The 22,558-nt window shown below is 71.6% G+C and carries 24 protein-coding genes; 13 read left to right on the top strand and 11 right to left on the bottom strand.

Features of this window, described 5'->3' with window-relative positions:
* The first annotated feature begins 152 nt into the window (after window positions 1-152).
* A complete protein-coding gene (locus OG589_RS23065) occupies window positions 153-2,096 on the top strand; it encodes an alpha/beta hydrolase (protein WP_405139364.1) in 1,944 nt (647 codons plus the stop codon).
* Window positions 2,097-2,121: 25 nt separating this feature from the next.
* On the opposite strand, the gene map is transcribed toward OG589_RS23065, so the two are convergent.
* Window positions 2,122-2,970, bottom strand: coding sequence for a type I methionyl aminopeptidase (gene map / locus OG589_RS23060; protein ID WP_405139362.1), 849 nt, complete (start codon window positions 2,968-2,970; stop codon window positions 2,122-2,124).
* Window positions 2,971-3,073: 103 nt separating this feature from the next.
* On the opposite strand from map, the gene OG589_RS23055 reads away from it, so the two are divergent.
* Window positions 3,074-3,256 carry a hypothetical protein gene (locus OG589_RS23055; protein ID WP_405139360.1) on the top strand — a complete coding sequence of 61 codons (183 nt, stop codon included), beginning with the start codon at window positions 3,074-3,076 and terminating at the stop codon, window positions 3,254-3,256.
* 3 nt (window positions 3,257-3,259) lie between these two features.
* Here the strand turns inward: OG589_RS23055 and OG589_RS23050 are convergent, their stop codons facing one another.
* From OG589_RS23050 to OG589_RS23040, 3 genes are all read right to left on the bottom strand, one after another.
* On the bottom strand, window positions 3,260-3,535 hold the full coding sequence (locus OG589_RS23050) for a hypothetical protein (RefSeq protein WP_405139358.1): 276 nt from the start codon (window positions 3,533-3,535) through the stop codon (window positions 3,260-3,262).
* Between the two features lie 180 nt (window positions 3,536-3,715).
* Window positions 3,716-4,039 (bottom strand): DUF6225 family protein, encoded by a 324-nt coding sequence (locus OG589_RS23045; protein WP_405139356.1) that lies wholly within the window; start codon window positions 4,037-4,039, stop codon window positions 3,716-3,718.
* Between the two features lie 235 nt (window positions 4,040-4,274).
* The gene (locus OG589_RS23040; RefSeq protein ID WP_405139354.1) at window positions 4,275-4,859 is read right to left on the bottom strand and encodes a hypothetical protein; all 585 of its coding nucleotides are present in this window, start codon (window positions 4,857-4,859) and stop codon (window positions 4,275-4,277) included.
* 99 nt (window positions 4,860-4,958) lie between these two features.
* Here OG589_RS23040 and npdG point away from each other — a divergent pair, with 99 nt between their 5' ends.
* The 6 genes from npdG to OG589_RS23010 all read left to right on the top strand — a co-directional run bounded on the left by npdG (window position 4,959) and on the right by OG589_RS23010 (window position 10,171).
* Window positions 4,959-5,630: an NADPH-dependent F420 reductase gene (gene npdG / locus OG589_RS23035; RefSeq protein ID WP_405152102.1), complete on the top strand. Its 672-nt coding sequence runs from the start codon at window positions 4,959-4,961 to the stop codon at window positions 5,628-5,630.
* Window positions 5,631-5,633: 3 nt separating this feature from the next.
* Entirely contained in the window at window positions 5,634-5,756 is a 123-nt protein-coding gene (locus tag OG589_RS23030; protein ID WP_405139352.1) for a hypothetical protein, read from the top strand.
* A gap of 101 nt (window positions 5,757-5,857) precedes the next feature.
* Window positions 5,858-7,033 (top strand): trans-sulfuration enzyme family protein, encoded by a 1,176-nt coding sequence (locus tag OG589_RS23025; protein ID WP_405139350.1) that lies wholly within the window; start codon window positions 5,858-5,860, stop codon window positions 7,031-7,033.
* A 10-nt stretch (window positions 7,034-7,043) separates the two neighbouring features.
* Entirely contained in the window at window positions 7,044-7,967 is a 924-nt protein-coding gene (locus OG589_RS23020) for a serine/threonine dehydratase (protein ID WP_405139348.1), read from the top strand.
* A 779-nt stretch (window positions 7,968-8,746) separates the two neighbouring features.
* On the top strand, window positions 8,747-9,616 hold the full coding sequence (locus OG589_RS23015) for an alpha/beta fold hydrolase (RefSeq protein WP_405139346.1): 870 nt from the start codon (window positions 8,747-8,749) through the stop codon (window positions 9,614-9,616).
* Between the two features lie 204 nt (window positions 9,617-9,820).
* Entirely contained in the window at window positions 9,821-10,171 is a 351-nt protein-coding gene (locus tag OG589_RS23010; protein ID WP_405139345.1) for a hypothetical protein, read from the top strand.
* A gap of 135 nt (window positions 10,172-10,306) precedes the next feature.
* Here the strand turns inward: OG589_RS23010 and OG589_RS23005 are convergent, their stop codons facing one another.
* On the bottom strand, window positions 10,307-10,480 hold the full coding sequence (locus tag OG589_RS23005; RefSeq protein WP_405139343.1) for a hypothetical protein: 174 nt from the start codon (window positions 10,478-10,480) through the stop codon (window positions 10,307-10,309).
* A 188-nt stretch (window positions 10,481-10,668) separates the two neighbouring features.
* The gene (locus tag OG589_RS23000; RefSeq protein WP_405139341.1) at window positions 10,669-10,875 is read right to left on the bottom strand and encodes a DUF397 domain-containing protein; all 207 of its coding nucleotides are present in this window, start codon (window positions 10,873-10,875) and stop codon (window positions 10,669-10,671) included.
* A gap of 371 nt (window positions 10,876-11,246) precedes the next feature.
* On the opposite strand from OG589_RS23000, the gene OG589_RS22995 reads away from it, so the two are divergent.
* Entirely contained in the window at window positions 11,247-11,495 is a 249-nt protein-coding gene (locus OG589_RS22995) for a cell division protein CrgA (RefSeq protein WP_405139339.1), read from the top strand.
* A gap of 41 nt (window positions 11,496-11,536) precedes the next feature.
* Here the strand turns inward: OG589_RS22995 and panB are convergent, their stop codons facing one another.
* Window positions 11,537-12,385: a 3-methyl-2-oxobutanoate hydroxymethyltransferase gene (gene panB / locus OG589_RS22990; protein WP_405139337.1), complete on the bottom strand. Its 849-nt coding sequence runs from the start codon at window positions 12,383-12,385 to the stop codon at window positions 11,537-11,539.
* A gap of 356 nt (window positions 12,386-12,741) precedes the next feature.
* Between panB and OG589_RS22985 the strand changes: the two genes are divergently transcribed.
* Window positions 12,742-14,253, top strand: a complete 1,512-nt coding sequence (locus OG589_RS22985) for an MFS transporter (protein ID WP_405139335.1) — start codon at window positions 12,742-12,744, stop codon at window positions 14,251-14,253.
* 7 nt (window positions 14,254-14,260) lie between these two features.
* On the top strand, window positions 14,261-14,866 hold the full coding sequence (locus tag OG589_RS22980) for a TetR/AcrR family transcriptional regulator (RefSeq protein ID WP_405139333.1): 606 nt from the start codon (window positions 14,261-14,263) through the stop codon (window positions 14,864-14,866).
* Window positions 14,867-14,875: 9 nt separating this feature from the next.
* On the opposite strand, the gene OG589_RS22975 is transcribed toward OG589_RS22980, so the two are convergent.
* Both OG589_RS22975 and OG589_RS22970 read right to left on the bottom strand, forming a co-directional pair.
* Window positions 14,876-16,666 carry an NAD+ synthase gene (locus OG589_RS22975; protein WP_405139331.1) on the bottom strand — a complete coding sequence of 597 codons (1,791 nt, stop codon included), beginning with the start codon at window positions 16,664-16,666 and terminating at the stop codon, window positions 14,876-14,878.
* Between the two features lie 68 nt (window positions 16,667-16,734).
* Window positions 16,735-17,304, bottom strand: a complete 570-nt coding sequence (locus tag OG589_RS22970; protein ID WP_405139329.1) for a TetR/AcrR family transcriptional regulator — start codon at window positions 17,302-17,304, stop codon at window positions 16,735-16,737.
* Between the two features lie 174 nt (window positions 17,305-17,478).
* On the opposite strand from OG589_RS22970, the gene OG589_RS22965 reads away from it, so the two are divergent.
* On the top strand, window positions 17,479-18,939 hold the full coding sequence (locus OG589_RS22965) for an MFS transporter (protein WP_405139327.1): 1,461 nt from the start codon (window positions 17,479-17,481) through the stop codon (window positions 18,937-18,939).
* Here the strand turns inward: OG589_RS22965 and OG589_RS22960 are convergent.
* The gene (locus tag OG589_RS22960; protein ID WP_405139325.1) at window positions 18,913-20,241 is read right to left on the bottom strand and encodes a BTAD domain-containing putative transcriptional regulator; all 1,329 of its coding nucleotides are present in this window, start codon (window positions 20,239-20,241) and stop codon (window positions 18,913-18,915) included. The genes OG589_RS22965 and OG589_RS22960 overlap by 27 nt on opposite strands.
* A gap of 15 nt (window positions 20,242-20,256) precedes the next feature.
* Between OG589_RS22960 and OG589_RS22955 the strand changes: the two genes are divergently transcribed.
* Complete coding sequence (locus OG589_RS22955) at window positions 20,257-20,379, top strand: hypothetical protein (protein WP_405139323.1); 123 nt, start codon at window positions 20,257-20,259, stop codon at window positions 20,377-20,379.
* 161 nt (window positions 20,380-20,540) lie between these two features.
* Here OG589_RS22955 and OG589_RS22950 read toward each other — a convergent pair whose 3' ends face one another.
* Entirely contained in the window at window positions 20,541-22,508 is a 1,968-nt protein-coding gene (locus tag OG589_RS22950) for a sensor histidine kinase (RefSeq protein WP_405139321.1), read from the bottom strand.
* Window positions 22,509-22,558 lie beyond the last annotated feature (50 nt).

The following is a 22,558-nucleotide window of genomic DNA, read 5'->3' as shown; positions in this document are numbered from 1 at the left end:
GGGGGCCCGTTAGGAGCGCCACGCCGGGGGCAGGTGCTCGCCTGCCGCCTTCGCGATCAGCACTAGTGTCGTGAGGCGACCTGCGTGAGACCCCCGGCGGACGGAGCAGGAACAGTGATCGTCATTCGTCGTCCGGCCGCTGGAGCCGCCACGTGACCCGCGTGCTCCCGGCGTCCACCGGGGTCGTCCGTGCCCATCCGGGGCCGGGCCGGCGGGCAGGGGTGTGGCGGACGGCCGGTGTGGCGGCCCTGGCCCTGGCCCTGATGCTGGTGGCGTGGCCCGCCATGGCGGATGGGCGACCGGTCGCGGCCACCGCCGGTGACGGGGCCGCGCCGCGACTGGAGGATCACCCCTGCCCGGTGGCCGTGCCGTCCGGCACCCGCTGCGGCTACCTGGTGGTGCCGGAGCGCAGGGACGTCCCGGCGAGCCGGGAGATCCGCGTCGGCTACGCCGTCCACCGCTCGGCGGCGGCCGACCGCAAGCCCGATCCGGTCGTCTACACCAGCGGCGGCCCGGGCTCCGCCTCGATCCAGCTCACCGGCTACCTCACCGACATGCTCCTCGGCCGTGACCGGGACGTCGTCGTGATCGAGCAGCGGGGCAGCCGGTGGTCGCGGCCGCGCCTCGACTGTCCCGAGATCGCCCGGGCCCTCGTCGGCACGCTGGCGCTGCCCGGCCAGACCGGCGACCCCGCAGAGCGGGCCGAGATCGCCGCGGGCGCCGGGGCCTGCCGGGACCGGCTCACCCGGCAGGGCGTCGACCTGCGCGGATACGTCACCAGGGAGATCGCGGCCGACGTCGCCGACCTGCGGCGCGCGCTCGGGTACGACCAGTGGAACCTGTTCGGCGTGAGCTACTCCACCCGGTCGATGCTGGCCGCCGCGACCGCCGACCCTGCGGGCACGCGTTCTGTGGTCCTGGACTCCTTCTGGCCCGCGCAGTCCCGCCACTACGACGAGGCCCGTGCCGACCTGGCGAGCGCCCTGTCGAGGCTCGGCGGCAGGTGGCCGGGGCTTCCCGGCCGCTTCGCCACGATGGTCACCCGCCTCAACGAGCATCCCGCCCCGGTCGACACGACCGACCCGCTCACCGGCCGTCCGGTCACCCTGCGCCTCACCGGCGACGACGTGGCCACGATCCTGACCGAGGCCATGCACGAGGTGGACGTCCTGCCCGTCGTCCCCGCGCTGGTCGACGGGGTGGCCGAGGGGGACCTGCGCCCGTTGCGGGTGCTGGCCGACCAGGTGGGGGGCGGGCTGCTGTCGCACGAGTTCGGCCTCTACTACGCCGTGATGTGCCAGGACGAGGCGCCCTTCAACACCTTCGCCGACCAGGGGCACCCCCGGCAGTTCACCGTGACCGCCGACCAGGCCGTCTGCGCCGCGTGGGGGCTGCCTCGCTCGGCCGCCGCGCCCGCGGTGCCGGCCGCGAGCGTCTTGGCGGCTCCGGTGCTGGTCGTGGGCGGGGAGTACGACCCGGCCACGCCGCCCGGGCGCGCCAAGGCCGCCTCCCAGGCCCTGCCCGGCGCGCGCTTCGCGGAGTTCGCGGGAGTGGGGCACGCGGTCTTCCTGTCGAGCCGCTGCGGGCGCCAGACGATCTCGGCGTTCGTCGCCGCCCCCAGCGCCACGGCGGCGCCCTGCGACCCGCGCCAGGCGGCCTACCAGGTCTGGCGTCCGGGGGAGTTCCACCTCACCCCGGCCGTCTACCGGGTGAGCACGGGAGCCTGGTGGCTGCTCATCCCGTTCGTGCTGTTCTTCCTGACCTCGGCCGTGCAGCTTGGGGCGGGGGTGACGGTGCTGGCACGGCGGCGCGCCGCCAGAGCGGTCTCCCCGGTGGTGGCCCTCACGACGGTCGCCGGCCTGGCCGGGGTGGCGTTCACGCTGTTCGCGGCCGTCGGCGTCTACAGCGTGGCGAGGTCCAACGAGACCGCCCTCGCCGTGGGCATCCCCTCCGCCGTGACGTGGTACGGCACGCTCGCGGTGCTCTCTGCCGTGCTGAGCGTGGCCGTGCTCGCCCGCACCAGGTTCAGGGTGCGCGCCGCCGTGCCGGCCGTCGCGGCCGCCGTGCTCCTGGTCTGGTGGTTCCTGTACCTCTAACCGGAGCCTCGGGCCGGCCGGGAGGTCACGGGAGGGTGAGGATCTCGCTGCCCGTGTCGGTGACGACGATCGTGTGCTCGAACTGGGCGGTGCGCTTGCGGTCCTTGGTCACGGCGGTCCAGCCGTCGGCCCAGACGTCGTACTCGATGGTGCCGAGGGTGAGCATGGGCTCGATCGTGAAGGTCATGCCGGGCACCAGCGTCACCGACAGGGACGGGTCGTCGTAGTGCGGCACGATCAGCCCGGAGTGGAACGACGTCGAGATGCCGTGGCCGGTGAAGTCGCGGACCACGCCGTAGCCGAACCGCTTGGCGTACGCCGCGATGACCCGGCCGACGATGTTGAGCTGGCGCCCTGGGGCCACCGCCTTGATCGCGCGCATCATCGCCTCGCGGGTGCGCTCGACGAGCAGCCGTGACTCCTCGTCGACCTCTCCGACCAGGAAGGTGGCGTCGGTGTCACCGTGGACGCCGCCGATGTAGCCGGTGATGTCGATGTTGACGATGTCGCCGTCGTTCAGCACGGTGTCGTCGGGGATGCCGTGGCAGATGACCTCGTTGATCGAGGTGCAGAGCGACTTGGGATAGCCCCGGTAGCCGAGCGTCGAGGGGTAGGCGCCGTGGTCGCACAGGAACTCGTGGCCGATGCGGTCGAGCTCGTCGGTGGTCACGCCGGGGGCGACGTGCCTGCCGACCTCCTCCAGCGCCTGGGCGGCGATGCGCCCGGCGACGCGCATGCGCTCGATCGTCTCGGGCGTCTGGACGTCGGACTCGCCCCTGCGGGGCTCCTTGCGGCCGACATACTCCGGGCGCTCGATGTGGGCGGGAACCTTGCGTGGGGGCGAGAGCCGTCCTGGCCGGAGCAGTGTCGTCATGCGCCAAGTCTAGTTCGGCTCCACGGGGGCAGGATCTGGCCTGAGAACGAGCGCGGCGGGCGTTTCGGACGTCATCCTTTCGGCCGCCGGGCGAGGAGGGCACATGAGTGACGAGCATTGGTGGTTCTGCCTGAAGCACATGGCGGTCGAGCCCGACAAGGGCTGCCCCAACAAGGACCGCCTCGGGCCGTATGCCACGCGGGACGAGGCGGCGGCCGCGCTGCAGACGGCCGCCGCGCGCAACAAGGCCTGGCGCGAGGAGGACAAGGAGTGGGACGGCGACTAGCCTCTACGGGCTGTCCGGCAGCCGGCGGCGTCTCCACGGTCGCGTGGTGGCGAGCCGCCACAGGGCGAGCAGCCCGATGCCGCTCCAGATGAGGTTCAGCACCGCCGAGGGCCAGGCGAAGTGCGCGGCCGAGTTGACCATCAGCGCGACCGCGCCGCCCAGGTTGATGAGCTGGTACACGAGGCTGTCGCCCGACATCTTCCGCATCGACAGCATCGCGTAGGCGTAGAGGAGCGCCCCGGCGCCGAGCATGCCAAGGACTTCGAGAAGGAGAGACACGACCTCAGGCCCTACTTAACGGGATTGAATGCCCTATTTCAGGACAAGCATTAGGTGAAGCGTACATAAGTACATAATCCCGGCGTACGACCGTAAAGCACAAGTAAACTCACCTTAATCCATGCGCAAGCTCGTCTGTATGGAGGGGTGCCACCGTTCGCGCCGGCCGGCGCTGCCCTGTCACCCGGCCGGCCCGGAGCGGTCGGGCCTCTGCCGGGGCACTGGCGAGCGGATGGGCCACTCGCACTGCAGGACGAACACGATGACGGGCTCGCCGTCGCGCCTGTCCTCCCACGCGCCCAGGCCGAAGTCGACCCCCGTCACGACCTGCCTGTCGGTGAAGCCCTCGTCCGTGGCCGCCACGCGGGCGGCGATGGGCGTGTCGTCGGGCAGGCACTGCAGCGCCGTCCTCAGCTGCCCGGCGGTCCAGGCGACGCCGGGCCGTCGTCTCACGGCGATGTGGCGTACCGGAGTGGCTCTGATCGCCAAGCGTGGATCGTTCATCGTCGGTGTCCTTCCGTGTGTGCCGGCTCCGGCGCCGAGACGCCGACAGTCGTCGCGCGGAGCCCCCGTGACCACCTCTGTTCTCACGCTACGCCCGTGCTCAGGACGGGCTCCGAGGCCCCGGAGCAGGGATGCGAAGCGGGGGGTCAGGGTTCAGAAGCGAGCGGAAGCCCGTCCTCTCGCGGTTGACGTTTCGCTCCCCGGCGTGCCCGGGGGAGCCCGGTCTCAGCCGGTCTCAGTCGGTGACGCGGGGGCCGGTGATGCGCTCGGCGAGCCGGGCCAGCCGGTCGAGCAGCCGGGTGCGCGAGGGCGAGCCCTCGCCGGCGGCCATGCTCACCAGATGCTGGGCGGCGTCGAAGGTGAACAGGCCGTCCTCGGGCGGCACCGCGAGCGCGTCGTGGGCCAGGCCCTCCAGCTCGGGGTCGCCGCCGTCGAGGGCGAGGATCGTCGCCCCCGTGCGCCTGGCGTCGTCGACGCGTTCGAGCAGCGGCACCGGGGCCTTCCGCTCCGAGACGACGAACAGGGTCTCGCCCCGGCGCGCCGCCTCGATGCGGTCGATGCCCACCGCCAGGTGCGGCGGGGCCCCGGGCGGCGGGGACCAGCGGACGAGCGTGGGCGCGAGCTGCGCGAGCCCTGAGACGCGGGCCTCGTCGCCGAGGTGCGCGGCCAGGTGCCACGGCTCCTCGTCGGGGGTGCCGACCACCAGCAGCCCGCCGGGGGTGCGCGTGGAGCGGAGGGAGAGCCCGAAGTCGCGGGTGCGCTCGATCCACCCGGTCGTGGAGAGCACCTCGCGGAGGAATGCCACCGACGCAGCGTCCATGGGATCCATGGTGCATCACCGCCCCCGCCGCCGTCCCGGTAAGAAACACCTGGCATGATCTGGAGAGATCATGGGGCGAGCATGGAGGCGAGCGAGATCATGGGCGATGAGCTCCGGGATGTCAGCGGCCTGACGATCGGGATCCTCGGCGGCACAGGCGATCAGGGCAAGGGGCTGGCCCGCAGGTTCGCGCTGGCCGGGCACTCCGTCGTGATCGGGTCGCGCAGCGCCACGCGCGCCCAGGAGGCGGCCGACAGCCTCGGGCCCGGCCTGCCCGTGCGGGGCGCCGAGAACCCCGGCGCGGCCTCGGAGGCCGACATCGTGATCGTCGCGGTGCCGTGGGACGGGCACAAGTCCCTTCTTGAGTCGCTGCGCTCCGAGCTGGACGGCAAGATCGTCGTCGACTGCGTGAACCCGCTCGGCTTCGACAAGCAGGGCGCCTTCGCGCTGGACGTCGAGGAGGGCAGCGCGGCGCAGCAGGCGGCGGCAGTCCTTCCCGGCAGCCGCGTCGTCGCCGCCTTCCACCACGTCTCCGCCGTCCTGCTCCTCGACCCCGAGGTCGCCGAGGTCGACCTCGACGTGCTCGTGCTCGGCGACGACCGCGAGGCCACCGACACCGTGCAGGCGCTGGCGTCGCGCATCCCCGGCGTGCGCGGCGTGTACGGCGGGCGGCTCCGCAACGCCCACCAGATCGAGGCCTTCACCGCCAACCTGATCTCCATCAACCGCCGCTACAAGGCCCACGCCGGGCTGCGCATCACCGACGTCTGAGCGGTGAACGGCGACCAGAGCGAGATGAAGGTCTCCGGGCTGGTCGGGCGCACGGACGGGCGCCTGATCGACTCCGGCGTCCCGAGCCGCCTGCTGGTCATCAAGCTCGCCCGCCCGCTCGGCTGACCGGGCGCTCCTCCGGGCGCCGGCTCCCGCGCAGGGCCCGGGGGAGTCCGCAGATCGGACAGATCTGACAAACGGCCCTTCTTATGGCCATGCTTGACGACATGACTTCCCTGCACCCGGACACGCGGGCCGTCCACCTGCCGAAGGCGCCCCTGAACGGCAGCACGCCGATCGCGACCCCTCTGTACCAGACCTCCGGATTCGTCTTCGACGACCCGGCCGTCTTCGCCGACGGCATGGGACGCCCCGACGGCGCCTTCGTCTACGGGCGCCTCAGCAACCCCACCGTCCGGGCCCTGGAGGAGGCGGTCGCCGACCTCGAAGGCGGCGTGGCCGCCGTCGCGGCGGGCTCGGGCATGGGGGCGATCAACTGCGTGCTGCTCGGGCTGCTCAAGCCGGGCGATCACCTGATCGCCCAGTCCGCGCTGTACGGCGGGACCGCCGCGACGATCGCCGACCTGGCCGACAGGTTCGGGATCTCGGTGACGTACGTCCCCGAGGACGACCCCTCGGCGGTGCGCGCGGCCGTACGGCCGGAGACCAAGCTGCTCTACCTGGAGACCATCGCCAACCCGATGACCCAGGTGGCCGACCTTCCCGGCATGTGCGCCGCCGCGCGCGAGGCGGGCCTGGTCTCCGTGGTGGACAACACCTTCGCCTCGCCGGTCCTGTGCCGCCCGCTGGAGCACGGCGCCGACATCGTGGTCCACTCCACGACGAAGTACCTCAGCGGCCACAGCGACGTGATCGGCGGCATCGTGGTCTTCGCCGACGACGCCCTCTACCGCAAGGTCTGGTCGTTCTCCACGAAGCTCGGCGCCACCCCCGACCCGTTCGCCGCCTGGCTGACGCTGCGCGGCATGCAGACGCTCTCCCTGCGCATGGCGCGGCACTGCGACAACACCCGCCTGCTCGCCACCCGCCTGGCCGAGCACCCCGCCGTCGCGGCCGTCCACTGGCCCGGACTGCCCGGGCACCCCTCCTACGAGCTGGCCGCCAAGCTCCTGCCCGACTTCGGCGGGGTCTTCTCGTTCGACCTCAACGGCGGCCGCGCGGCGGGCGAGAGGTTCATGAGCTCGGTACGGCTGGCGCTCCTCGCCCCCTCGCTCGGCGGCGTCGAGACGCTGATCCTGCACCCGGCCACGACCTCCCACCGCACGCTGACCGCCGAGGAGCTCGGACGTTCCGGCATCGGCGAGGGCACCGTGCGGGTCTCGGTGGGCATCGAGCACCCCGAGGACCTGTGGGCCGACTTCGTCCAGGCCATCGGCCAGTAGGAGCGATCTGATGACCGTGACACGCGAGGACGTCGAGCGGGCCGCCGCCAGGATCGCCGGCCGCGTCCGCCGCACGCCGCTGATGGAGGGTGAGCCCGGCCTCCTGCTCAAGCTGGAAGGGCTCCAGCACGCCGGTTCGTTCAAGGTCAGGGGAGCCTTCAACCGCATCCTGTCCGCCGAGGCGGTGCCCGCCGCCGGGGTCATCGCGGCGAGCGGGGGCAACCACGGGGTGGCGGTCGCGTACGCGGCGCGCGTGCTCGGCATCCGGGCGGAGATCTTCGTGCCGGAGATCTGTGCCCCGGTCAAGGTCGCCGGCCTGCGGGCCCTCGGCGCCCACGTCACCCAGACCGGCGCCATCTTCGCCGAGGCGTACGAGGCGTCGGCCAAGCGGGCGGCGGAGACCGGCGCCCTGGAGATTCACGCCTACGACCAGGCCGAGGTGGTGGCGGGGCAGGGCACGGCAGGCCTGGAGATCCTGGAGCAGGCCCGCGAGTCAGGGGGCGTCGACACCGTCCTGGTCGCGGTGGGCGGCGGCGGGCTGGTCGGGGGCGTCGTGGCGGCGGTCGCGGGCGCGGCCAAGGTCGTCGCCGTGGAACCCGAGCGCATCCCGACCCTGCACGAGGCCCTCGCGCGCGGCGGCGGCCCGGTCCAGGTGGAGGTGAGCGGGGTCGCCGCCGACGCGCTGGGAGCCAGCAAGGTGGGGCGCATCGGCCTCGACATCGTGAGGGCCGCGGGCGTGCGCGCGGTGCTGGTAGGCGACGACGCGATCGTGCGGGCCCGCGAGGAGCTGTGGCGCGACTACCGGATCGCGGCCGAGCACGCGGGAGCCGCCGCCCTGGCCGCCCTCCGGTCGGGCGTGTACGTGCCGGAGCCGGGTGAGCGGGTCGCCGTCCTCGTCTGCGGAGCCAACACCGACCCGGCGACCCTCGCGTAGAGAGCCCCCGGCCGACGGTCGTGATTACAAGGCCCGGACGAGCCTGGTGGGATGCGGGTGATTCCAAGGAAGGGAAATGTGGGTAAGCCCGAATGGAATGCCGGACGCCCGGGGTCATCCAGTCCGTGCGGACTGGCAACGTCCAGCCCAACGCGGTCGTCAAGGTGGCGGCGTTCGGCCTGGAGGAGGGACTGGACTTCGAGGTCGGCGGCTACGGATCCGATGATGTGATCCGCGCGAACCTCGTGGAGGTGGCCCGACGGCGGGCCCGCGCGAGCAGAAGATGGCCCGCTTGGCGACGTAGCGCTGTCCTCGACCAGGGCTTGGCGTTGCCTCACCCCGGACCGAGTCTCGACCGTCAGGTGTCGGGGCGCCGCGGGCGTAGGGTTCGATCGGAGATGCCGGGCGCGGACCCCTGGCTTCAGCCATGGGGGTAAGCCCGGCGCGGGAAGGCGCTCTAGCGCCTGAGCGTGCCTTGACCGGAACCGGCTGCGGCAGCGCACCACGCGCTGGTACAGTCAGTCGCGGTCGAACACGTGAGCGATAACCAAGCTCGCAACTTTGGCCATTTCACCGCCGGGAGGGCGGAGCCCGCGTCACCCAGAACGGGATCGTGGGCTGGGGCGTGGAAACCGCGTAAGCGGGGCCGGAAGGTGAACCGCCAAGCAACAGCGTCGCGACCATGCGCAGAGCCGCACGGTTGGGACGGCTGGAATCCCCCGGATTCATCCGTGGGGAGCGCTTCAAGAGTTCTTGATACGGAAGGGGTCTACACCGTTATGACTACGCAGATGCTCAAGACTCCCGAGGTCGACGTCGCCTACGACGTCCATGGCCCGCTGCCGACCGCCGACGGACGCCCACCGCTGGTCATGATCGGCCAGCCCATGGACGCCAGTGGCTTCGGCGCGTTGGCGTCGCACCTCGCCGAGCGCACCGTGGTCACCTACGACCCGCGCGGCCTCGGCCGCAGCACCCGCAAGGACGGCCGGGTCGACCATGTGCCCAGGATCCAGGCTGCCGATGTGCACGCCGTCATCGAGGCGCTCGGCGCGGGCCCGGTCGAGATGTTCGCGAGCAGCGGCGGTGCGGTGACCGCGCTCGCCCTCGTGGCGGCGTACCCCGATGACGTGACCACCCTGGTGGCGCACGAGCCGCCGCTCATTCCGGTGCTCCCCGACGCCCAGGCTGCCGAGCGCGCCCGGGCCGGCGTCCGGGATGCGTACGAGGACAAGGGCTCGGGTGCCGGCATGGCGGCCTTCATCGTGATGACCTCGTGGCAGGGCGAGTTCACCGACGACTACTTCGCCCAGCCCGCGCCGGATCCCGCCGTGTTCGGGATGCCGACCGATGATGACGGCTCCCGTGACGATCCGCTGCTCTCCGACCGGTCTTGGGCGGTCAGCAGCTACCGGCCCGACGTCGACGCGCTTGCCGCGGCGCCAACGCGGGTCGTGATCGCAGTGGGCGAGGAATCCCTGGACACCTTCACCGGACGCACCTCGGTGGCGACGGCCGAACTGCTCGGTCAGCAGGCGACGGTCTTCCCGAGCCACCACGGCGGCTTCCTCGGTGGCGAGTCCGGCTACGCCGGGCAGCCTGAGGCCTTCGCCCGCAAGCTGCGCGAGGTCCTCGACGCCGCCAGCTGACGGTCGCCCTTCTCATCGTCAACTGCGGGTTCGGGTGGCGGTGGCGAGGGTGGCGCAGTAGCCGAAGGTGGGTGGGCCGTCGCCGGCGCTGTGGTGCGAAGCGATAGCGGCTCGCGAAAGCTCCGCACTCGCCACGGCTTGATCAACTTCTCGGTGACTCGCTAAGGTTGGGCGCTTTGACCGCTCCGCCCCCGAGAGATGGCCATGCGTCGCTACCGTTTCGGCAGGATCGCCGCCCTGATCGCGCTCGGCTACCTCGCCGCGGTCGCCGTGCTGGGCGCCTTCGCGCTGACCACCGACCGGGGAGACCTCCTCTGGAAGGTCGTCACCCGCGACTTCGGCATGGACTGGTTCCTCGGCCCCGGCAGAGACACGTTCACCGTCCCGTGGGGGCTGACGCTCGTCCTGATCCTCATCGGGGCGCTCCAGGCGTGGGCCCTGTGGCAGGTGCTGCGCGGGCGCGCGCGGCGAGCTGACACACCGGGGCAGGAAGGTCGGCCTGCTAGGTCGGCTACGAAAGCCCCACCGGCGAGATCGTGCTCAGAGACGATCTGAGCGGCACCGAATTTCCCGACCTGTCACTCAACGGCCGTGCGGGTCACTACCGGATCCGCGTGCACTACGACTGGTTCAAATGACTGCAGGAGGGCGGCCAACGTCTGCTGATCAGCGGGAAGGGGGACAAGCCGGTCACGTACCGCAAGCCGCCCAAGCGGTGAGCACGTCTCGGGTCTGCCCCGGCTTGGCCACCCGCTTGCCGATCAGGCGGGTCAGGACGACGGCGAGCCCCGTGCCCAGGAACACGAGCGTCCCGGAGAGGACCGTGCCCGCCCGCAGGCCGCCCAGCTCCGCCCGTGATACCAAGGGGGGGAAATGCGGGTGAGCCCGAATGGAATGTCGACCCACCCGGCACCCGGATGGGTGGTGAGCCGGTGCTTCCCACCCAGGCCGTGTCCTCCGGCCGGCGACCAGCACCCCACCCTGCCGGGGGGCGAACTCGCCGCACCCCCGGCCAGGTGGCTGGAACAGGGCTTCCAGAGCGAAGACGCTCCTTAGCCGAGTCGTCCGGCCTTTACGCCGCTGAGGAAGGCGGTCCATTCTCCGGGAGTGAAGACGAGTGCCGGGCCGGCCGGGTTCTTGCTGTCACGGACGGCGACAATTCCAGGAAGATTACCGGCGACCTCAACACAGTTCCCGCCGCTATTGCCGCTGCGAGAACTCTTCTTCCACGCGGCCTCAGAGAGGTCCACCGAGGTCATGTCTTTTGAGTCCATAGAGCCACCGCTTCCTTGATTCTTTCGAGCGATTCACCTGGACGGTATGCCTCTGCTCGTATCGTGTCATATCGTCCCAAGATCACTGATACAACGTCATGCTCTGCTGACACCTCGCCTGTCCCTGCGGACTCACGATGGCTCATCTATGACGCGGCCGGAGGCGGTTGTCTCGCCGTCCGGCGCCACGGCCTTCCGGAAAGCACCCTCCGTGACCGGGACCTGTCCAACGTGGTGTGCGCGAATACCCTTGACGAAATGCGGGACCGCCTGGCGACCGGGCACGCGCACGAAAACCGGCGTAATCTTCGAGAAGATCGTGATCCATGAGCCGGGCGTCCGACAGGAGTCATTCCGTGAACGATTTCGATGCTCGCCGGAAACCGGTCGAGGGCGGGTCGCGGTGGCAGGTTCTCACCATGGTGATCTCGTGGATCGTCGGCGTCTTGTGGATCGTCGGCTACTACGTGGCGCCTGAGGCCCCGGTTCTCGTTGCCCTGGGGAACTGGAACCTGCTGATCGGGTTCGCTCTCATCGTCCTCGGCGTGATGCTCGGGGTGGTCCTGCTGGTGAGGGCGGCGGTGTCGCCGCGTCCCCGCGCCTGACGGCTCCGGAGCCGGGGGCGGCCGGCTCCGGAGTGGGAAGGTCAGCGGTAGCTGTGCTCCGCGGTGGGGAAGGCGCCGGAGACGACCTCGTCGGCGAAGGCGCGGACCGCGTGGTCCATCTCACCGGCCAGGTCGAAGTACTTCTTCACGAACTTCGCCGGATGCGGGGTGAGGCCCATGAGGTCCTGCCAGACGAGCACCTGCGCGTCGCACGAGGGGCCCGCGCCGATGCCGATGGTGGGCACCGACAGCGCGGAGGTGACCCGCGCGGCGAGGTCGGCGGGCACGCATTCGAGCACGACGGCGAAGGCTCCCGCGTGCTCCAGCGCCTTGGCGTCGGCCATGAGCTCGTCGCCGGACTGGCCGCGACCCTGCACGCGGTAGCCGCCGAAGACGTTGACCGACTGCGGGGTCAGGCCGAGATGGCCCATGACCGGGATGCCGGCCGAGACGAGCGTCTCGATCTGCGGAAGGACGCGGCGCCCGCCCTCCAGCTTGACCGCGTGGGCACCAGCCTCCTTCATGAACCTGGCCGACGACTCCAGCGCCTGCTGGGGTGACGACTGATAGGAGCCGAACGGCAGGTCGGCGACCACCAGCGCCCGGGACGAGCCGCGTACCACCGCGGCCGTCAGCGGGATGAGGTCGTCGACGGAGACGGGAAGGGTGGAGTCGTAGCCGTACACCACCATCGCCGCCGAGTCACCGACGAGCATGACCGGAATGCCGGCCTCGTCGAAGACTCTCGCCGTCATCGCGTCGTAGGCGGTGACCATCGGCCACCTCTCACCGCGCTCCTTGGCGGCTGAGATGTCGCGGACGGTCACTCTTCGCCCAGCCTTGCCGCCGTAGAGTGCGGTCGACGAGCTGGAAATCGACGTAGAGGACATCGTGGATCCCTCCAGGCCTCGAGGCGCCCTTGTGGCGTCCCCGGACGGTCAGATCATCGCACGCCTGACCGCTATAGCAACACCCGGGATGCCCGCTTCCCATCCCTGCACACCCGAGATCCGCGTCACTTCGGGGGCCTCCGGCCGCACCCTGGGGGCCACCACCCGTAACCCCCGCGAAACGGCTCGTACACCCCTGATAAATATCGAAACGGTACGGTTGCGTATCGAATTGACAAGCGCTACGGTAGCGTTGCGAAACACGACCGTATCGAAAATATCCGTTGTAACCGTGCTTTGGGGGCATAGTGGAGCAACCGACAGGTCACCCACGCCGATGGCAGATCCTCGGCGTGATGGTGTTCAGCCTGCTGGCGATCGTTCTCGACAACACCATTCTCAACGTCGCGCTCAAGGTCATCTCCGACCCGGTGGCCGGCCTCGGGGCCACACAGAGCCAGCTCGAATGGGCCATCAACTCCTACACTCTCGTCTTCGCCGGACTGCTGTTCACCTTCGGGGTGCTGGGTGACAGGTTCGGGCGCAAGCGCATGCTGCAGGTCGGCATGGTGCTGTTCGGCCTGGCATCCCTGGCCAGCGCCTACTCGACGGACCCGACCCAGCTGATCTTCGCGCGGGCCGCCATGGGCCTCGGCGGCGCGGCCGTCATGCCCGCCACGCTGGCGATCATCTCCAACGTCTTCGCCCCGGAGGAGCGCGGCAAGGCGATCGGCATCTGGGCGGGGGGCGTCGGCCTCGCCATCGCCATCGGCCCGATCACCGGCGGCGTGCTGCTGGAGCACTTCTGGTGGGGCTCGGTCTTCCTGGTCAACGTGCCGGTCGTGATCATCAGCTTCGCGCTGATCGCCTTCCTGGTGCCCGAGTCGCGCAACCCCGACAAGGCCCAGCTCGACCCCGTGGGCGTGCTCCTCTCCATCATCGGCCTGGTCGGCGTCGTCTACGGGATCATCAAGGGCGGCGAGCTCGGCACGGTCATCGACCCCGAGGTCTGGGCGCCCACCCTGGCCGGCGTCGCGGTGCTCGCGGCCTTCGTCTGGCACGAGCGCAGGACGGCCCACCCCGCCTTCGACGTGCGCTACTTCGCCATCCCGAGGTTCTCCACGGCCGTCGCCAGCGTCGGGCTCGTGTTCTTCGCGATGATGGGCGTGATGTTCTTCCTGGCGTTCTACCTGCAGATCGTCAAGGGGTACTCCCCGTTGCAGGCCGGCGCGCTCGTGCTGCCGTTCGCGGCGGCGCAGCTCATCTTCTCGCCGCTGAGCGCCCAGATGGTGCGGCGGTTCGGCGCCAAGGTCGTCGCCACCACCAGCCTGGTGGTCGTGGCAGCCGCACTGGCGAGCTACTCGTTCCTCCAGGTGGACACCTCGATCTGGGTCTTCGAGCTCATCGGCTTCGTCCAGGGCGCCGCGATGGCCAACATCAACCCGCCCGCGACCGAGGCCGTCATGTCCTCGCTGCCCCGCGAGAAGGCCGGCGTGGGCTCGGCCATGACCAACACCGTCCGCCAGGTCGGCGGCGCGCTCGGCGTCGCGATCCTCGGCTCGCTGTTGTCCGCCACCTATCGTGAGAACGTGGCGGCCTCGCTCACCGTGCTTCCCGAGAACCTCCGGCACGCGGCGGGCGAGTCGATCACGGCCACCATGGGCGCCGCCCAGGCGCTCGGGCCGAAGGGCGCCACGCTGATCGCCCCCGCCAAGCAGGCCTTCATGGACGGCATGCACCTGACCGCCCTGGCCGGCGCGGTGGTCGCGCTCGTCGGCGCGGCCGTGGTGGCGAAGTGGCTGCCCGGCAAGAACGCCGACCAGCCCCCGGTGGCACGATCGGAAAGCAAGGAACCGGCAGTAGTGTGAGCTGATCATGGTGACTGAGCAGATGGGGGCGGTCCGCACGCCGGGCCGTCCCCGCAGCGAGAAGGCGGAGAAAGCCATCATCGACGCGGCGATCGACATGATCGCCGAAGGCACCGGTGTGGCCGAGCTCTCCATCGAGGCGATCGCCGCGCGGGCGGGCGTCGGCAAGACGACGATCTACCGCCGGTGGTCCAACAAGGAGGAGCTCGTGGTGGACGCGCTGGCCACCCTGAAGGCCCCCTTACCGGAGCTCGACGCGGAGTCCGTGCGCGAGAACGTCGTCCGCTACCTGGCGGTGATGCAGCACGAGACGAACCACCGCCGCACCCGCTGCATCATGAACATCGCGCTGAGCGAGTCCGAGCGCTTCCCGCACCTGGCGGAGCGCTTCCGCGAGATCGCGATCAAGCCCCGGCGGGAGGCGCTCCGGGGGGTCATCCAGCGAGGCGTCGAGTCGGGCGAGCTGCGCGCCGACGTGGACGTCGAGGTGGCGATGGCCGCGATGACCGGCGCGATGCTGTTCTTCACCAAGTGGCGCGACAGCGACGAAGAGCTCCCCGCTGACCTGGCCGAGCGCATCGCCGACCAGGTTCTCGGGGGTCTTCGGCCCTGAGCCGCGGGCTCAGGTGGCGGGGGTCTCGCGCCAGCGGTTGGTGATGGGCAGCCGGCGGTCGCGGCCGAAGTTCTTCGGCGTGATCTTCGGGCCCGGGGGATACTGCCGGCGCTTGTACTCCGCGAGGTCGACCAGGCGGATCACCCTCGCCACCAGCTCGGGGTCATGCCCGGCGGCGACCAGCTCGCCCTTGCCCATGTCGTGCTCGACATAGTCGGCCAGCAGCCGGTCGAGCACGTCGTACGGCGGCAGCGAGTCGGTGTCGCGCTGGCCGGGCCGCAGCTCGGCGCTGGGCTCCTTGGTGATGGAGTCCTCGGGGATGGGCGGCACGGTGAAGCGGTGCAGCAGGTCGCCCTCGCGGCCGGCCTGCGCGTTGCGCCAGGTGGACAGCTGCCACACCGTCGTCTTCAGCACGTCCTTGATCGGGGCGAAGCCGCCCGCCGAGTCGCCGTAGAGCGTGGAGTAGCCGGTGGCCAGCTCGCTCTTGTTGCCGGTGGTCAGCACGAGGTGGCCGTGCTCGTTCGACAGCCCCATGAGCAGCATGCCGCGCACCCGCGCCTGGAGGTTCTCGGCGGCCAGGCCGTGCAGGTCGACCTCCTTCTCGAAGGCGTCGACGATGCCCTCGATGGGCACCAGCCGCGAGTGGAGCCCCTGCCGCTCGACCAGGTCGCGCGCGTCGCCCACCGAGTGGTCGGAGGAGTGGCGGGAGGGCATGAGCACGACGTGCACCCGGTCGGGGCCGACCGCGTCCGCGGCGATCGTGGCGGTCAGCGCCGAGTCGATGCCTCCCGACAGGCCGAGGATGACCGACCCGAAGCCGTTCTTGTCGAAGTAGTCGCGCACGCCGAGCACCAGCGCAGAGTAGACCTCCTCCAGGTCGTCCAGGCGCGGGGCGACGCTCGCCGGCTCGGGGGCGTAGGCGGGCAGCGGCTCGGCGGACAGCTCCAGCCGCTCGACGGTGATCGTGGTGCCGTCCCCGGCGTCCACGGGGAACGACCCGGGCCTGGCCTCGGGATCGGCGAGCGGCAGATCGAGGTCGGTGACCAGCAGCTCCTCGCGGAACTGGGCCGCCCGCGCGACCAGCCCGCCCTCGGCGTCCACCACGATGGAGTCGCCGTCGAAGATCAGCTCGTCCTGGCCGCCGACCTGGTTGGCGTAGGCGAGGGCGCATCCGGCCTCGCGCGCGCGGTTCGCGCACAGCGCCAGCCGCACGTCGTCCTTCTCCCGCTCGTACGGCGAGGCGTTCGGCACCACGAGCAGCCCCGCGCCCGCCTCGGCCACGGCAGACACCGGGCCGCCGTCCTGCCAGAGGTCCTCGCAGACGGCGATGGCGACGTCGACGCCGTGCAGGCGGAAGATCGGCAGCCGGTCGCCGCGGATGAAGTAGCGGTACTCGTCGAACACCCCGTAGTTGGGCAGGTGGTGCTTGGCGGTGCGGGTGACGACGCGGCCCCGGTGGAGCAGCGCGGCGGCGTCCAGCGGCGCTCCCTTCGGCTGACCGGTGCGCGGGGCGACCCCCGAGCGGTCGACGTACCCGACGACCACCGGGATCTCGCCGAGGCCCTCGGCGGCCAGCCGGGCGGCCGTGGCCTCCAGCGTCGCGATCGAGGCGTCGACGAACGACGTGCGGAGCACCAGGTCTTCCACGGGATATCCGGTCAGGAACATCTCGGTGAACACGACGAGGTGCGCGCCGCGGTCGGCCGCACGGCGGGTCCACTCGACGAGCTTGGCGGCGTTGGCGGACAGGTCGCCCACCGCCGGGTTGGTCTGGGCGAGGGCTATACGCAGTTGTGGCACGGTCTCCACCTTACGGGTGGTGTTTTCGAGGACCTTACGTGTGGTGGTCGCGAGGGGAGGGCGGCGGGTCAGCGCTGCGGGCGGAGGCCGTCCATCATGATCGTGAGCAGCAGCTCGCCGCTGTCCTCCGAGCGCTCGGAGGCGACGGCGATGGCGTGGGAGACGCGGAGCAGCTCCAGCCCGGTGAGCTCGGGGCGGATGGCCCCGGCCTCCTGTGCCCGCGCGAGCAGGACGCCGGCCGCCTCGCGCATCTGCCTGTGGCAGGAGGTGAACAGCTCGGAGTCGAGCTCCAGAGTCGACTTCAGCGCCTCGACCAGCCCCCGCTTGGCGCGGGTGTAGGCGGCGAGGCTCCGCAGCCACTCGCGCACGGCCTCGGCCGGCGGCAGGCTGCGGGCCAGCTCGTGGGCCTCCCGGGCGAGCCCGACGACGTGGTCGTGGTAGACGGCCTCCTGCAGGGCCAGGCGCGTCGGGAAGTGCCGGTAGAGCGTGCCGATGCCCACGCCCGCGCGGCGCGCGATCGCCTCCAGCGGCGCGTCGATGCCCTGCTCCACGAAGACGGTCTCGGCCTCGGCGAGCAGCCGGTCGTAGTTGCGGCGCGCGTCGGCGCGCATCGGCCGGGGTGCCGAGGTGGTGCTCATGGCTTCCTCTGGAGGCGTCGTCGGGGTCGGTGTGTGCGCGTGGTCATGAAGACTTTAGACGATTGCCAAACGGAGGCTCCCTCCGTATAGTCCGAACCGGAGGCTTCCTCCGACTCTATCGCCGGGGGCGCGACGTGCGCGTCCCTCACCTCATCGTCCCTTCACGGAGCATTGATGTCGACGTCGACCACGTTAAGTAGTCAACCGGACGCGCGGACGGGCCGGCCGGGGATCGCCCTGGCCGTCGTGGCAACCAGCCAGCTCATGATCGCTCTGGACTCCACCGTCGTGACCATCGCGCTGCCCAGCATCCGGGCCGATCTGGGCTTCAGCGCGACCAGCCTGTCGTGGGTGCAGAACGCGTACATGCTGGCGTTCGGCGGCCTGCTCCTGCTCGGGGGGCGGGCCGGCGACATCCTCGGGCGCAGGCGGGTGTTCGTCGCCGGGGTCCTGGTGTTCACGCTCGCCTCGCTGCTCGGCGGCCTCGCGAACGGCCCGTGGTGGCTGCTCGCCTCCCGCACCCTCCAGGGCGTCGGCGCCGCGGTGGCCGCGCCGAGCGTGCTCGCCCTGATCGCGACGACGTTCGCCGAGGGGCAGGCCCGCGCGCGGGCTCTGTCGGTCTACTCGGCCGTGGCGGGCGCGGGGGCGACGGTCGGGCTTATCGCCGGCGGCCTGCTCACCGACACCACCTCCTGGAGGTGGGTGTTCTTCGTCAACATCCCCGTCGGGGGCGCGGTGCTGCTGCTCGCGCCGCGCTTCGTCAGGGAGACCGAGCGCCACCAGGGCCGCTTCGACCTGTCCGGGGCCCTCGCCTCCACCGCCGGCATGACCGCCCTGGTGTACGCGTTCATCAGCGTCGCCGACCACGGCTGGGGCGACGCCGTGACCATCGGGGCCTTCGCCGTCGCGGTGGTGGCGCTCGGCGCGTTCGTGGCGGTCGAGCGCCGCGCCCGCCAGCCGATCGTGCCCCTGCGGCTGTTCGCCGAGCGGAACCGGTCGAGCGCCTACCTGGCGCAGTTCCTGCTCGCGGCGGCGATGTTCGGGGTGTTCTTCTTCCTCACGCAGTTCCTCCAGGAGGTGCTGCGCCTTGCGCCGCTGGCGGCGGGCTTCGCCTTCGTGCCGATGGCCGCGTCGCAGTTCGGGCTGGTGCGCGTCGTGCCGCGCCTCATCCCGCGCTTCGGGGCCAAGGCCGTCATGGTGACCGGGGCGGCGCTGGCGGCGTTGGCGATGATCCTGCTGACCCGGCTGTCCGCGTCCTCCTCGTACTTCCCGGACATCCTGGTGCCGCTGGTGCTTCTCGGGATGGGCGGCGGACTCGCGTTCCTGCCGCTGAACCTGACCATCCTGTCCGGGGTGGGCGGTACGGACTCGGGGGCCGCCTCGGGCCTGGCCCAGACCATGGTGTGGGCCGGAGGCTCGCTCGGGTCGGCCGTCCTGGTCACGATCCTCGGCACGGCGCTGCGCGCCCCAGCCCCCGCAGCGGGACCTCAGGAGGTGCTGGCCTCCGGCATCGCCCAGGCGTTCGTCGGAGGGGCGGCGTTCGCCGTCTGCGGGCTGCTGGTGGCCGCCGCGTTCATCCGCACGAGGCCGGCCGTCACGCCCGGGGCGTCACGCCCTCGGGCTGATCAGGCCTGACTCGTAGGCCAGGACGACGAGCTGGGCGCGGTCGAACAGGCCGAGCCGGTCCAGGACGGAGGCGATCGTGGCCGACACCGACTCCTCGGGCACGGCCAGCGTCTCCGCGACCTGCTGGTTGGTCAGGCCGCGCGCCACGAGCTTCACCAGGTCCAGGTCGCTGTCCGACATCCCCTTCAACGCCTGCGGGACGGCCGGGCCGCCGTGCCCGGCGAAGGTCGCGATGAGCCGGGTCGTCACGGCGGGGTCGATCAGCGCGTCCCCGGCCGCGGCGGCGCGGATGGCCGCGATGAGCTGCTCGGGCGCCGACGTCTTCAGCACGAAGCCGCTGACCCCGGCGCGCAGGGCCGCGTACAGGTTGTCGTCGGTGCCGAAGGTGGTCATCATGATCACCTTCGGCGGGGCGGCGTCGGCGAGGACGCGGCGGGCCGCCGCCAGGCCGTCCAGCTTCGGCATGGAGATGTCCATGAGCACCAGGTCGGGCTGGACGCGGCGGATCAGCGCGATGGCCTGCTCGCCGTCCGCGGCCTCGCCGACCAGCTCAAGGCCGGGCTCGCCCTCCATGATGACCCGCAGCCCGGTACGGACGAGGGCCTGGTCGTCGGCGATGACCACCCGCAGCGTCGAGGTGTCCTGGGCGCGGACCCCGGGCGGCGGGGCGTCACGTGCCGGGGTGTCCAGGTGCGCCGCCTGGGCGAGGATGTCCCGCTCCAGGCGCTGGAGGGTCGTGCCGAGGTCGAGCCCGAGCTCCTCGCGGAGCAGCGTGCGCGCCCTGCGCAGCGCTCCGAGCGCGTCGCCCTGCCGTCCCGCGCGGTACAGGGCGAGGGCGAGCAGCCGCCAGGCCTCCTCGCGCAGCGGGTACGCCGAGGCGTGCGCCTCCAGGTCGGGGATCGCGGCGGGGGCCCTGCCGAGGCGCAGCGCGGCGTCGGCGCGGTGCTCGACGGCCATCAGCCGCAGCTCGTCCAGCCGCATGGCCTCGGCGGACGCCCACTGCAGGTCCGCGAACTCCGCCAGGGCCGGGCCCCGCCACAGGGCGAGCGCCTTGTCGGTGCGCTCGAACACCTTGGCCGCGTCGTCGCCCTGCTCCGCGCGTACGAGGCTCTCGAACAGCCACGAGTCGACGCTCCCGGCGGGGGTGCGCAGCGCGTACCCGGGAGGGGCGGAGATCAGGACCTCGGCCTCCTCGCGCGGCGCCCGGTCGGGCTCCAGCGCGCGGCGCAGCCGGGAGACGTAGCCCTGGATCGTGGACAGCGCCTGAGCGGGGGGATCACCGGGCCACAGCTCGTCGATCAGCACGCTCATGGGTACGGCTCGGCCGTGCGCCACGAGGAGCCGGGCGAGAACGGCCTGCTGGCGCTGCCCGCCCAGATCCAGCGCCGAATCATGGTGAAGCGCCTGAAACGGTCCGAGGGCATGAAATTTCAACATCGCAGCGCATAGCGTAGGGCCAAAAGCGCATATGTCCGTACGGCAACACCTGCCGACATCGCACATTGGCAGCAAAGCGTGACCATCGCCCCAGGGCGATCGCGTCAGACCCGGGGCGGACGGCCCTGAGCGGACGGCCCTGAGCCGACGGTCGCCGGGGTCGGTCGCCGGGGTCAGAGGGGGAGCACGGCCTCGACCACCGTGCCGCCGTCCGGCGCGGTGACGGCACCGCAGCTCCCGCCCAGCTCGGCGGCCCGTTCCCGCATCGAGGTCAGGCCGACCCCCGCGCGCGGCCGGTCCGGCAGCCCCGCGCCGTTGTCGCCGACGCGCAGCCGCAGCACCTCCGGGCCGCGGTCGAGCGTGATGTACGCGCTGGTGGCGTGGGCGTGCCTGCGGACGTTGGTGAGCGCCTCCTGGACGATGCGGTAGACGGCGACCTCGACGGCGGCGGGCAGGTCGGACAGCTCGCCGGTGACCTCGACGGTGGTCTCGGGCGGCCCCTCGGCGGCCAGCGACCGTACGGCGGAGGCCAGCCCGAGGTCGTCGAGCGCGGGCGGACGCAGGCCGTACACCAGCTCCCTGATGTCCCCCGACACCGCGTCCATGCCGGTGCGCAGGTCGCGGAGCAGGGTGTCGGCCGAGTCGGGGGAGCTCTTGAGGCTGCTGCGGGCCATGTTGATCGTCATCGCCATGGTGGAGAGCGTCTGCCCGAGGCCGTCGTGCAGGTCGCGGCGCAGGCGGCGGCGCTCCTCCTCCCGCGCGGTCAGGATGCGCTCGCGCGAGCGCTGGAGGTCGGCCGCCATGCGCACCGCGTGGGCGACGTCCGCCGCGTACGGCGCCAGCGTGCTGAGCACGCGCTCGTCGTGGGCGGCGGCGAAGCGCCGGGCGCCGGGACGGCCGAGCAGCAGCCGGCCGACGGTCTCGCCGTGCCAGATCAGCGGGATCTGCCGGGGGGAGTCGCCCACGTCGCCGCTCTCGACGTACCTGGGCTTGCCGCCCACGACCTCGACCGCCGCGCCCTCGACGGCGAGGCCGTCCTGCAGGACCGTGACCACCGACGAGAGCGCCCTGGCCGGATCAGCGCTGCGCACCTCCTGGGTCAGGCGCTCGGCGAGCAGCCGGGGGTCGCCCACGCGGCCGTACATCATGCGGTCGACGAGCCGCTGGAACATCCGGCGCAGCGGCTGGAAGAACGCGCCCGCGAACAGCGCGGCGACCAGGCCCGCGATCTGGTGCTGCTGCGACACCACCAGGCTGGACAGGGCGCCGATGCCGAAGTAGACGCCGCTGACCACGGCGAGCACCCCGGCGGCGACGAAGGCCCTGCTGATGATCGTGTCGATCCCGTACAGCCGGTAGCGCGTCACCGAGAACGCGATGGCGATCGGCACGAGCGCCGCCCAGATCGTGGCGGGGGCCCACCACTGATCGCCGAGCACCATGAACAGGACGTACCCCGTGAAGGCCATCAGCGGCCAGGCGATCTGCCGCCGGACCACCGGGCCCGAATGGCGGAACCGGACGGCCAGCGAGAGCAGCGACAGTACAACCGCGCCGATGATGCCCACCCAGGCGACGCTGCTGATCACCTCGTTGTACGGCCGCAGCGCCTCGACGGCCAGCGGATTCGGGATCACCACGGGAAGGAGGTTGGGGTTCGGCGCGGGCCGCACGATCTGCCGGGCCATCTCGACCGAGATCGAGACGATGCCGAGGGCCGCGACCGGCCACCAGCGGCGGGAGGGCAGCCTGCCGTCGGGCGAGAAGAGCGGTAGCAGCATCGCGAGTGACACGCCGCACACCGCCCAGCCGACCACGGAGGCCCAGCGCAGGTAGCCGGCCGCGGCGAGCTCGCCGTCCGCTAAGAGGCGGAGCATCAGCCTGCCGCTGAACTCGCTGATCCCGCCGGCCAGGCCGCCGGCGCACATCAGCCACGCCATGGTCAGGCGGGGCCTGTGGAAGATCAGGAAGGCGCCTACGGCGGGAAAGGTGAGGCCGGCCGCCAAGTCGGGGGAACCGGGCGGGCCGAGCCGGTACTCGGGCGGCAGGCCCGCGGAGATCATCAGCCCGACGACCGCCAGGAGTGGCGACGCCACTGCCGCGACGGCGGCCACCGTTCGCGGCGGCGTGATCCTGACCATCCCACCCACCCTTCCCGGCGATGGCCGGAAGCTCATGCTCTCCCGCCACC

This window comes from Sphaerisporangium sp. NBC_01403 (genome assembly GCF_045040145.1).
Classification (GTDB): domain Bacteria; phylum Actinomycetota; class Actinomycetes; order Streptosporangiales; family Streptosporangiaceae; genus Sphaerisporangium; species Sphaerisporangium viridialbum.
This window is presented reverse-complemented; position numbering and strand designations above follow the sequence as displayed.